10 protein-coding genes are annotated in these 11342 nt (G+C 66.0%); 5 read left to right on the forward strand and 5 right to left on the reverse strand.

Going from position 1 to position 11342, the window contains the following annotated elements:
* Positions 1-415 precede the first annotated feature (415 nt).
* Positions 416-784: a PaaI family thioesterase gene (locus AC1DY5_RS25650; protein ID WP_478115931.1), complete on the reverse strand. Its 369-nt coding sequence runs from the start codon at positions 782-784 to the stop codon at positions 416-418.
* A gap of 166 nt (positions 785-950) precedes the next feature.
* Positions 951-1898 (reverse strand): LysR substrate-binding domain-containing protein, encoded by a 948-nt coding sequence (locus tag AC1DY5_RS25655; protein WP_478115948.1) that lies wholly within the window; start codon positions 1896-1898, stop codon positions 951-953.
* Positions 1899-2007: 109 nt separating this feature from the next.
* Here AC1DY5_RS25655 and AC1DY5_RS25660 point away from each other — a divergent pair, with 109 nt between their 5' ends.
* From AC1DY5_RS25660 to AC1DY5_RS25680, 5 genes are all read left to right on the forward strand, one after another.
* The gene (locus tag AC1DY5_RS25660) at positions 2008-2991 is read left to right on the forward strand and encodes a Bug family tripartite tricarboxylate transporter substrate binding protein (protein ID WP_478115933.1); all 984 of its coding nucleotides are present in this window, start codon (positions 2008-2010) and stop codon (positions 2989-2991) included.
* Positions 2992-3007: 16 nt separating this feature from the next.
* Positions 3008-4567, forward strand: coding sequence for a UxaA family hydrolase (locus AC1DY5_RS25665; protein WP_478115935.1), 1560 nt, complete (start codon positions 3008-3010; stop codon positions 4565-4567).
* Between the two features lie 90 nt (positions 4568-4657).
* Positions 4658-6127: an NAD-dependent succinate-semialdehyde dehydrogenase gene (locus tag AC1DY5_RS25670; protein ID WP_478115937.1), complete on the forward strand. Its 1470-nt coding sequence runs from the start codon at positions 4658-4660 to the stop codon at positions 6125-6127.
* Between the two features lie 15 nt (positions 6128-6142).
* The gene (hpaI, locus tag AC1DY5_RS25675; RefSeq protein ID WP_478115939.1) at positions 6143-6943 is read left to right on the forward strand and encodes a 4-hydroxy-2-oxoheptanedioate aldolase; all 801 of its coding nucleotides are present in this window, start codon (positions 6143-6145) and stop codon (positions 6941-6943) included.
* A 29-nt stretch (positions 6944-6972) separates the two neighbouring features.
* Positions 6973-8049 carry a tartrate dehydrogenase gene (locus AC1DY5_RS25680; RefSeq protein ID WP_478115940.1) on the forward strand — a complete coding sequence of 359 codons (1077 nt, stop codon included), beginning with the start codon at positions 6973-6975 and terminating at the stop codon, positions 8047-8049.
* 39 nt (positions 8050-8088) lie between these two features.
* Here AC1DY5_RS25680 and AC1DY5_RS25685 read toward each other — a convergent pair whose 3' ends face one another.
* The 3 genes from AC1DY5_RS25685 to AC1DY5_RS25695 form a co-directional block, all read right to left on the reverse strand.
* Entirely contained in the window at positions 8089-9123 is a 1035-nt protein-coding gene (locus AC1DY5_RS25685) for a Zn-dependent oxidoreductase (RefSeq protein ID WP_478115942.1), read from the reverse strand.
* 50 nt (positions 9124-9173) lie between these two features.
* Entirely contained in the window at positions 9174-10382 is a 1209-nt protein-coding gene (manD, locus tag AC1DY5_RS25690) for a D-mannonate dehydratase ManD (protein WP_478115944.1), read from the reverse strand.
* A gap of 66 nt (positions 10383-10448) precedes the next feature.
* Positions 10449-11342 (reverse strand): TRAP transporter large permease subunit (locus tag AC1DY5_RS25695; RefSeq protein ID WP_478115946.1); only part of this gene is annotated, 894 nt, incomplete at its 5' end.

Consider the following 11342-nt stretch of genomic DNA (forward strand, 5'->3'; position numbering starts at 1 on the left):
GAGCATGGCCAACCTGGTGGCGCTGCTGCGCATGAATCTGTTTACCCACCGTGATCTGATGGCGTGGATCGACGAGCCGTTCACAGCGCCGCCCGATCCCGACGAATCACCCCAGGGCGCATTCGCATTCACTTGATGTTGGACAGCACCCATGGGGGCACGATCCTGAAATCCACACACAAGCCGTCCGGAACCCGCGTCAGTTCAGCATGTCATCCGCCGGATTCGCCTGTCTTGGACAGCAGTGCGCGATGCCCAAGGAATTCGCCAAGTGGCAAGGCTTGGTGGAGCTGGCAGGAGCGAAGGAGCCTCGCTGAAAGAAGTCGAGGAGATAGAGTATGAGCGACACAGGAGCCATTGGAGTTGCACCCGCCGCTGAAGTGACGCGTGAGGAACTCCATCTGCGCCGCTTGGATCAGGGCGCGGCAGATCGCGCGACAAGCTTGAAGGTACCGGTGGCCATCGCGACCAGCGTCCCGTCCTCGGTCCGAACCTCGCCACGCGCGAAGCTGATCGAGCGACCGCGCCGTTCGCAACAGGTGGTTGCAATCAGGTCACCGCTGCCGGCGGAAACGAAGTGCAGCGTGAGGTCGATGGTGACCACCCCGAACGCTGCAGGATCGTGCGAGCGCACGGCCGCCGCCAGTGCGCAATCCAGCAGCGACGCGATGGCACCGCCATGCACATCGCCGCGGCTGTTGGTTTGATCGGACTGGAAGCCCATGCGAATGCGGGCGCGGCCATCGCCGATGGCTTCGCCCCGCAGGGCCATGGCCCGCGCCATCGGCATCGGCAAGCCGAAGAGGACACCTGGCTGTTCGCCTTGGAAGGGATTCGGCTCATTGATGCCAGGCGTTGGGATGGATACTTCAAAGGTGTTCATAAGCGCCATCATCTCGCGCCGGCACGGCCAAGTGTCAGTCGTCTCGCGCCAGCTTCCCAGATTTTTTTCATGAAGGACTCGGCTCCACGCCTGCGGCCGTCAGCCGCAAACAGTCCATCAGCTGCTCCGTCGCCGGGGTGCGAAGACGTCCTCGCAGGGTAATCATCCCCACCGGTGGCAGTTCGATCGGCACCTTGAGCTTCAGAACCTTGACCAGGCCCTCGGTCTCGAAATGTCGCGCCACGCCGCGGGCGAGGAACCCCACCGCAGGGCGTTCGCGCACGAAGGTCAGCGTGGCAAGAAACGATGCCGTCTCCACGATGTCGGTGGGCGGCGCGAGGCCATGCTTGTAGAACATCTGCTCGAGCTTGACCCGCGAAGATGCCCACGGCGGTGGAACGACCCAGGGAACGCCGGCGAGCTTCTTCCAGTCGACTCTCGTGTCGCGCGCAAGCGCGTGGTCGGGACGCACGACGATGCACATCGGCTCGGCGTAGAGCGGCTCGGTGTCCAGATCGGGCGACGCATAGCCCGGCTCCAGCCGGCCTACGAAGAGATCGAGTTCGCCGACGCGCAGCCTCGGGAGAAGCCTCGTCAAATCGCCTTCCTCGACCAGCACCGTGGTGCGCGCCGAACGCTGCTTGACCAACGCGACGGCACGCACCAGAAGGGAGGGCATTGCCACGACCATCGCTCCGACACTCGTGCGGCCGGCCGCACCGCCGGCCACGGCGGCGATCTCGTCGCGCGTACGGCCGAAATCCGCCAGCACCGAACGGGCGAAGCGAACCACGGCCTGACCATAGGCAGTGGGTTCGGTGCCGCGCGTGGAACGCACGAACAGATCGAGGCCGAACATGCGCTCGATCTCGACCAGCGTCTTGGACACCGCCGGCTGGCTCACGGACAGAAACTCGGCAGCGCGCCCAAGGTGCCGGAATTCATCCAGCGCCACCAGCAGCTGCAGGTGGCGCAGCTTCAGGTTCGATCGCAATACCCGGTCGATCTCGGCCATGTGAGCTCCATAACCAATTCCGAATGAAGAGAGTCTATTTTTTGATTGGATTGTAATGATCCAAAGACGAACAATCCGATCTTCCCGCCGAACATCAGGAGACAAAACGATGAGATCCGATCGCCGCCAGTTCATGCTCGGCAGCCTCGCTGCCGCTGTGCTTCCCCTTTCCACTAGCCGCGCTTTCGCGGCCGGCTACCCGGATCGTCCGGTGACATTCATCTGCCCCTGGCCAGCGGGCGGCACCGCGGACGTCACGATGCGCGCGCTGTGCTCGGCCGCCGCCAAGGAGCTCGGCCAGCCGGTGGTGGTGGACAACAAGGCCGGGGCGTCCGGCATGATCGGGCTGAAGGCGCTCGCCTCGGCAAAGCCCGATGGCTACACCATCGGACAGATCCCGATTTCGGTGACGCGCTTCTCGCAATTGGGCACGGTGCAGATCGATCCGATGAAGGACCTCACCTACATCGCCCGCGTCTCGGGCCAGACCTTCGGCATCGCCGTGCGCACCGAGGCCCCGTGGAAGACGCTCAAGGACCTGGTGGCGGATGCCAAGGCGAATCCGGACAAGATCACCTACGGCACCGCGGGACTGGGCGGCGCGACGCATGTCGGCATGGAAGAGTTCGCCATGGCTGCAGGTGTCAAGTTCAACGCGATTCCCTTCAAGGGCGGGGCCGAGGCGCTACAGGCCCTGATGGGCGGCCACATCGATGTGCTTGCCGATTCGAGTTCATGGGCGCCGCATGTGAAGGCCGGCAAGTTGCGCCTGCTGGCGACCTGGGGGGATCAACGCACCACCGAGTTCAAGGACGTGCCGACGTTGAAAGAGTCGGGCTACAACGTGGTCGTGGATGCACCCAACGGCATCGGCGCTCCCAAGGGCATACCGGCCGAGGTGCTGGCCAGCCTGCGCGCGGCGTTCAAGGTCGCCGCGAACAGCCCCGAGTTCACCGCGGCCTGCGCCAGGATCGATGCGCCCTTGCTGTACCTCGATGCCCCGGACTACGAGAAGTACGTGGCCGCGAGCTATGCCAAGGAGAAATCGCTGATCGAACGGCTCAAGCTCAAGGAACTGATGAGCAAGAACTGAACGCCGGAGATCCGCCATGACTGCACCTCTCGCCCCCGCGACCCCGAAGCTCGATGCTGCATCTGCGCTGATACGCCTGCACGCCAATGACAACGTGTTGATCGCCCGCTCGCCGATCGGCCTCGGGCAAGAGTTGCCCGAGTTCGGCCTGCGCATGCGCGCTCAGGTGCCGGCGGGCCACAAGATCGCAGCCTGCCGCATCCCGGCCGGCGAGCCGGTGAAGAAGTACGACACGGTGATCGGCGCGGCCATGCGCGACATCGAAGCGGGCGAACACGTGCACACGCACAATCTGGCGCTGATCGACTTCGACCGGGACCCCGGTTTCTGTGAAGACGTCCGGCCCGTCGACTACGTGCCGGAAGCCGAGCGCGCGACCTTCATGGGCATCGTGCGCCCCGATGGGCGCGTCGCGACTCGCAACTTCATCGGCCTGATCTCGTCGGTGAACTGCTCGGCCACTGCCATTCACCACATCGCGGCGCACTTCACGCCCGAGCGGCTGGCGGCCTTTCCGAACGTCGATGGGGTGGTCGCCTTCGCGCAGACCAGCGGCTGCGGCATGTCGTCTCCCAGCGAGCACTTCGACGTCCTGCGCCGGACCATCGCCGGCTACGCCCGCCACCCCAACCTGGCCGGCGTGCTGATCGTCGGGCTGGGCTGCGAACGGAACCAGGTGGCCGACCTCGTCGCCTCACAGGGCCTGACGCTCGGCAGCCACGTCAAGACCTTCGTGATGCAGGATACCGGCGGCACCCGCGCGACGATCGCCGCCGGCATCGCAGCCATCGAAGCCATGCTGCCGGTCGCCAACGACATCCGGCGCCAGCCCGTCAGTGCCGCGCACCTGAAGATCGGACTCGAATGCGGCGGTTCCGACGGTTTTTCCGGCATCACCGCCAACCCCGCGCTCGGGGCGGCGATGGACATCCTGGTGCGTCATGGCGGCACCGCGATCCTGTCGGAGACGCCCGAGATCCACGGCGTCGAGTTCATGCTCACCCGCCGCGCGGTCAGTCCGGAGGTCGGCCAGAAACTGCTCGATCGACTCGCCTGGTGGGAGGCGTACACGCGCGGCCACAATGGTCAGTTCAATGGCGTCGTTGGCCCCGGAAACCAGGCGGGCGGCCTGGCCAACATCTTCGAGAAATCGCTCGGCTCGGCCATGAAAGGCGGCACCACGCCGCTGCAGGCGGTGTACGAATACGCCGAGCCGATCGACAAGGCCGGCTTCGTGTTCATGGATTCTCCCGGCTACGATCCGGTCGCTTCCACCGGCCAGATCGCCAGTGGCGCCAACCTGATCTGCTTCACGACCGGGCGCGGCTCGATGTTCGGCAGCAAGCCGGCACCGACGATCAAGCTCGCGAGCAACACGCCGATGTTCACGCGACTGGAAGAGGACATGGACATCAACTGCGGCGCGGTGCTCGACGGCGAGGTCGACGTGCAGCAGATGGGGCAGCGCATCTTCGACCAGATCCTTCGCGCCGCCTCCGGAGACAAGACGAAGAGCGAGCTGCTGGGACTGGGCGACCACGAGTTCGTGCCCTGGCACATGGGCATCGTCAGCTAGCGCCGCCGGCGGACCATCACTTGGTCGCCGCGATGACTCGCGGCGTCAGGCACCTCACTTCTTCAGCTTTCAAGATCGACGAGACCCACCATGTCGCTGACCCTTCAACGCACCGAGCTGCTGCGCGGTGCCAACTACATCGCCGGCCAGTGGCGTGAAGCCACCGGCGGCAAGCTCGACGTCACGGACCCGGCGTGCGGCGCGCTGATCGCCCAAGTGCCCGATTCCGGCGCCGCGGAAGCGCGCGCGGCGGCCGACGCCGCGCACCAGGCCTTCGCCTCGTGGCGCAAGGTCCCGGCCAAGCAACGCGCCCAGATCATCAAGCGCTGGAACGATCTCGTCATGGCGAACCAGGACGACCTCGGCACGCTCATTTCGCTGGAGCAGGGCAAGCCGCTTGCCGAAGGCAAGGGCGAGGTTGCCTATGCGGCAAGCTACATCGAATGGTTCGCCGAGGAAGCCACGCGAATCAACGGCGAGATCATCCCAGCGCCCGTTCGGGGTCGGCGCATGTTCGCGATGAAGGAGCCGGTGGGCGTGGTCGCGGCGATCACGCCATGGAACTTCCCGGCCGCGATGATTGCCCGCAAGATTGCGCCCGCGCTCGCCGCCGGTTGCACCGTCGTCTGCAAGCCGGCTGAGGACACGCCCCTGACTTCGCTCGCGCTGGTGAGGCTGGCCGAAGAGGCTGGCGTGCCTGCGGGTGTCATCAACATCGTCACGGCTTCGCGCGAGAAGACGCCGGAAGTGGTCGACGCCTGGCTCGACGATGCGCGCGTGCGCAAGCTCACCTTCACCGGCTCGACACCGGTGGGCAAGCACCTGGCGCGGCGTTCGGCCGACACGCTCAAGAAGCTCTCGCTCGAGCTCGGCGGCAATGCGCCTTTCATCGTGTTCGAGGACGCCGATCTCGACGCCGCCGTGGAGGGCCTGATGGCCTCCAAGTTCCGCAACGGCGGCCAGACCTGCGTCTGCCCCAACCGGGTATTCGTGCAGAGCAGGGTGCACGACGCCTTCGCCGACAAGCTGGCGGCGCGGGTCGGCGCCCTCAAGGTCGGGCCGGCCAGTGATCCGGCATCGCAGATCGGGCCGATGATCAATGCGCGCGCGGTCGAGAAGGTCGAGCGCCATGTTCAGGATGCAGTGTCGCGCGGGGCGAAGGTGCTGGCCGGCGGCGAACGTCTGCCGCAGCTCGGTGTCCACTACTTCGCACCCACCGTTCTGGTGGGCGCCGACTCGACCATGGCCTGCGCCCGCGAAGAGACCTTCGGCCCGGTGGCGGCCCTGACCCGCTTCGAGACCGAGGACGAGGTGGTCGCYGCGGCCAACGACACGCCTTTCGGGCTGGCCGCCTACTTCTACTCGAATGACGCGCGTCGCGTCTGGCGCGTCGCGGACGCGCTCGAGTCGGGCATCGTCGGCATCAACGAGGGCGCCTTGGCGGCCGAGGCCGCTCCATTCGGCGGCGTCAAGGAATCCGGCTATGGCCGCGAAGGCTCGGTGCACGGGCTTGACGACTACCTGCACACCAAGTACGTGTGCCAGGGCCAACTCGACTGATCGGAGCACGACGCGATGAACAACCCATTCAAGCAGGCACTGGCCGCCGGACGAGCGCAGATCGGCCTGTGGCTCTCGCTGGCACAGCCCTACGCTGCCGAGGCCTGTGCCACGGCCGGATTCCAGTGGCTGCTGATCGACGGCGAGCACGCTCCCAACGACGTGCGCAGCACGCTCGCCCAACTACAGGCAGTGGCAGCCTACCCGGCGCAGCCGGTGGTCCGCGCAGTGACCGGCGACACGGCGCTCATCAAGCAATTGCTCGACATCGGCGCGCAGAACCTGCTGGTCCCGATGGTCGACACGCCGGAGCAGGCGCGGGCACTGGTGGCCGCCACGCGCTATCCGCCCGAGGGCATCCGCGGCGTCGGCGCCGCCGTGGCGCGCGCTTCCCGTTGGGGTGCCCGCCGCGACTATCTGGGCGCCGCCAACGACGAGGTGTGCCTGCTGGTGCAGGCCGAGACGAGGACGGCATTGACCCATCTGCCGGCCATCTGTGCAGTCGATGGCGTCGACGGCGTCTTCATCGGCCCCGCCGACCTGGCCACCTCGATGGGCCATCGCGGCGCACCCGGTCATCCGGAGGTGCAGGCCGCGATCGACCAAGCCATTCGAACCATCGTCGCCAGCGGCAAGGCCGCCGGCACCCTCACCGCCGACGCCGGGCTGGCCCGCCACTACCTGGAACTCGGCGCCACCTTCGTCGCCGTCGGCATCGACGTGACGCTGATGGTCCAGGGCGCGCGCCGGCTGGCAAGCGACTTCGGCCTGGGCACCGAGAGCGCGATGAGCGCGGCCGGCGGCGCGGCGTACTGAACCGAATATTTCAACTTGGAACAAGCACCATGGGCACGAGCCACAACAGGACACTGAAGATCGCCAGCATCCCTGGCGACGGAATCGGCAAGGAGGTCATGCCGGAGGGCCATCGGGTGCTGGAGAAGGCCGCGAGCCGCTTCGGCTTCGACCTGCAATTCACGAACATCGAGTGGGCGAGCTGCGACTACCATCGGCAGCACGGCGACATGATGCCCGCGGACTGGAAGGCACAGCTCGAAGTACAGGATGCGATCTATTTCGGTGCGGTCGGCTGGCCCGACACAGTGCCCGATCATGTGTCGCTGTGGGGTTCCCTGTTGAAGTTTCGCCGCGAGTTCGACCAGTACATCAACCTGCGCCCCGCGCGCCTGTTCGAAGGCGTGGCGTGTCCCCTGGCAGGGCGCAAGGCAGGCGACATCGACTTCTACATCGTGCGCGAGAACACCGAGGGCGAGTACACCAACCTCGGCGGGATCATGTACGAGGGTACCGAGCGGGAGATCGTGGTGCAGGAGACGGTGATGAGCCGCTTCGGCACCGATCGCGTGCTCAAGTACGCCTATGAGCTCGCCCAGTCACGCCCCCGCAAGCACCTGACGGTGGCGACCAAGAGCAACGGGATCGCCATCAGCATGCCCTGGTGGGACGGTCGCGCCGATGCCGTGGGCTGTGGCTACCCCGAGGTGAAGGTGGAAAAACAGCACATCGACATCCTCACCGCGCGTTTCGTGCTGCAGCCTCAGCGCTTCGATGTGGTGGTGGCGAGCAACCTGTTCGGCGACATCCTGTCCGACCTGGGACCGGCTTGTACCGGCACGATCGGCCTGGCGCCGTCGGCCAACCTGAACCCGGAGCGCAAGTTCCCGTCGCTGTTCGAGCCCGTGCACGGTTCGGCGCCCGACATCTACGGAAAAGGGATCGCCAACCCGATAGCGATGATCTGGTCGGGTGCACTGATGCTGGATTTCCTGGGTGAGCGCGAGGCGCACGACGCGATGCTCGCTGCCATCGAGCAGGTGCTGAAGGACGGACCTCGCACCGGCGATCTCGGTGGCAAGGCCAGCACCCTGGAAATGGGAAAGGCCATCGCGGAGCTCATATAGGCATTTGCGTCCGGCGTGCGCCTTTCCCTGCGGTCGCGCTCAGGCTTCGACGCCGAAGTCGAGCAGCACCTTGCAGCTGTAGCGCGGGTTGCGCTCCGCAATGTCGAAGGCGCCCGCCACGTCGCGGAAGTCGACCTTGTGGCTGATGATGCGGCCGGGATCGACCAGTCCGCGCGTGATCCAGTCGATCACGGTCGGGAACATCGCGCAGTTGAGGCGCGAGGCATAGAGCGTCAGCTCCTTTTTCGTCAGTTCCTGCTGCGGGATGGCGGAAGGCGTCGACGAAAAGCCGAGCACCCCAATGCRCCCCGCCGGCGCGGCGATGCGAACCGCTTCCTCGAGGATCGACGGATGGCAGACCGCGTCGTAGATCAGGGTCGGCCCGCCCTCGACGCCGCGTTTGGCCAGCGCTTCGGGCAGGGATTCTCGCGCGGTGTTGATGATCTCGTCTTCTGCCGCGCCGCATTGCAGCGCCAGCGCCAGACGCTCGTCGAAGTGATCGGTGATGAAGGCGCGAATCCCGTAGACGCGCTTGAGCACCTGCATCAGGTTAAGCCCGACCGGCCCGGCACCGTAGATCAGCGCGACATCGCTCGGGAACACGCCGGTACGGCTGGTGACGTTCGCCGCCACCGCAAAGGGCTCGATCACCGACGCGCTGGCGTCGGCCAGGCCCTTCGGCACCACGTAGGCATTCTTTTCCGGCGCGCAGGCGTACTGGCTGAAGCCGCCATCGCGATGCACGCCAATCACTTGCAGGCGGCTGCACACGTTCTGCCGCCCGATCAGGCACGCATGGCATTGGCCGCAACTGATCACCGGGTCGACCACCACGGTCTCGCCGATGCGCGACGCGCTGACGCCGGCGCCGACCGATTCGATACGACCGACGAACTCGTGGCCGATGATCCTGGGATACGAGACGAAGGGATTGTGACCGTGGAATATGTGCAGGTCGGAGCCGCAGATGCCCGCGAAGCGCACGCGAACGCGCACCTCGCCGACCGCGGGCTCGGGCAGGGGCCGTTCGACGACGGCCATGCTGTTGGGTTGATCGACGACGACGCTGAGCATGATGGATTCCTTGTGTTTCGTACGCTGTTTCGAAGGCCCGATGCAGGCGGCTACCAGTTCCACATCGAGCCGTCGCGCAGCCGCGCGACCGGCAGATAGGCTCGCTCGTAGGGGTATTTCGCCGCCAGCTCTTCATCGATGTCGACGCCGAGGCCCGGCACCTCGTCCATGACCAAGTAGCCGTCCTCGTAGCGGTAGTTGTGCGGGAACACCTCGTCGGTCAGCGGCGAGTGCGGCATCAGTTCCTGGATGCCGAAGTTGGGCACCCAAAGGCCGAAGTTCACGGCAGCGGCCATGGACACCGGCGACAGGTCGGTGGCGCCATGGAAGCCGGTGCGCACCTGGTACATCGCTGCAAAGTCGGCGATGCGACGCACGTGCGTGATGCCGCCCGCATGCGTGATGGTGGAGCGGATGTAGTCGATCAACTGCTCGCTGATGAGGTCCTTGCAGTCCCAGATCGAGTTGAAGACCTCGCCGATCGCCAGCGGCGTGGTCGTGTGCTGCCGGATCAGGCGAAAGGCTTCCTGGTTCTCGGCCGGCGTCGCGTCCTCGATCCAGAAAAGGCTGTAGGGCTCGAGTTCCTTGCCGAGGCGGCCAGCCTCGATCGGCGTCAGGCGGTGGTGGGCGTCGTGCAGCAGATGCGTGTCGAAGCCGACCGCCTCGCGCACCTTGCGGAACAGTTCTGGCGTGTGGCGCAGGTAGAGCGATGTGTCCCAGGGTTCTTCGGGTGGCAGGCCTTTTTCGGCCGGCTCGTAATAGCCCTTGGTCTTGCCGACCCCATAGGTCTTCTCGAGCCCCGGCACGCCGGACTGCACGCGGATGGCCTTGAAGCCTTCCTCCTTGTGTTTCTGGACCGCCTCGATGGCCTCGGCGTGGTCGCGGCCGTTGGCGTGGCCGTAGACCATGAGGCCATCGCGGCTCTTGCCGCCCAGCAATTGGTACACCGGCATGCCGGCCAGTTTTCCCTTGATGTCCCAGAGCGCCATGTCGATGGCGGCGATGGCGGTCATCGTCACGGGACCGCGCCGCCAATAGGCGCCGCGGTAGAGGTACTGCCAGATGTCCTCGATGTTGCGCGGATCGCGGCCGATCAGGCAGGGGAACAAGTGCTCGTCGAGGTAGGCCTTGACCGCCAGCTCGCGGCCGTTGAGCGTGGCATCGCCCAGCCCGACAACCCCTTCGTCAGTGACGATCTTGACGGTGACGAAGTTGCGGCCCGGGCAGGTGACGATGGTCTGGATGCGTTCGATTTTCAATTCAGTCTCCAGCAGGAATGAGTGATGGCGGCGAGTGCCGGTGGTTGGGCGGCCGATGGCCGTTGGCTACAGGAAGCCGATCGAGAACCATGGCACGAAGACCAGCAGCAGTAAGGCGAAGAAGAGCGCCGCCATGTGCGGCCACACGCGCGGCATCGCGACGTCGGGCGACACGCGTCCGATGGCGCAGGCGGCGTAGAAGCCGACTCCGAAAGGTGGCGCGAAGAGGCCGAGCCCCATCGCGAAGATGACGACCATCGCGTAGTGCACCTCGTTGACGCCGACCAGCTTGGCGATCGGAAACAGCAGCGGCCCGAACAGCACGATCGCGGGGATGCCTTCGAGCAGGCTGCCCAGCACCACGAAGGCGAGCGCGGACACCAGCAGGAAGCCCATCTTGCCGCCCGGCACCGCGGTCATGATCTTGACCAGGTCCTGCGCGAAGCCCGACTGGGTCAGGGCCCATGCCATCGCGGTGGCGCAGCCGACGATCAGCAGGATCGCGCCCGAGAGCGACGCCGTGTCGAGCAGCATCGGATAGATGCGCCGCCAGTCGAACTGGCGGTAGATGAACAGGCCCGCCAGCAAGGTATAGAAGATGCCGATTGTCGAGACCTCGGTGGCCGTCGCGACGCCTTCGACCACCGCGGTGCGAATGATCACGGGCAGCGCGAGCGCGGGCAGTGCCACCAGCAGCAGCTTGCCGATCTGGCGGCGCGATGCCTTGGTGACGCCGGACATGTCTTCGCGGCGGGTCTGCCACCAGACCACGATCGCCATCAGCACCAGCCCGACCACCGCCGGCATCAGCCCGCCGACGAACAGCGAGGTGATCGACACTCCCGTCACCGAGCCGACCGTGATCAGCACGATGCTCGGCGGAATGGTCTCTGACATCGCGCCCGAGGCCGACAGCAGGCCGATCAGATCGCCATCCTTGCTGCCGCGTTTCTTCATCTC

It is taken from the genome of Variovorax sp. P4_D9, assembly GCF_056401695.1.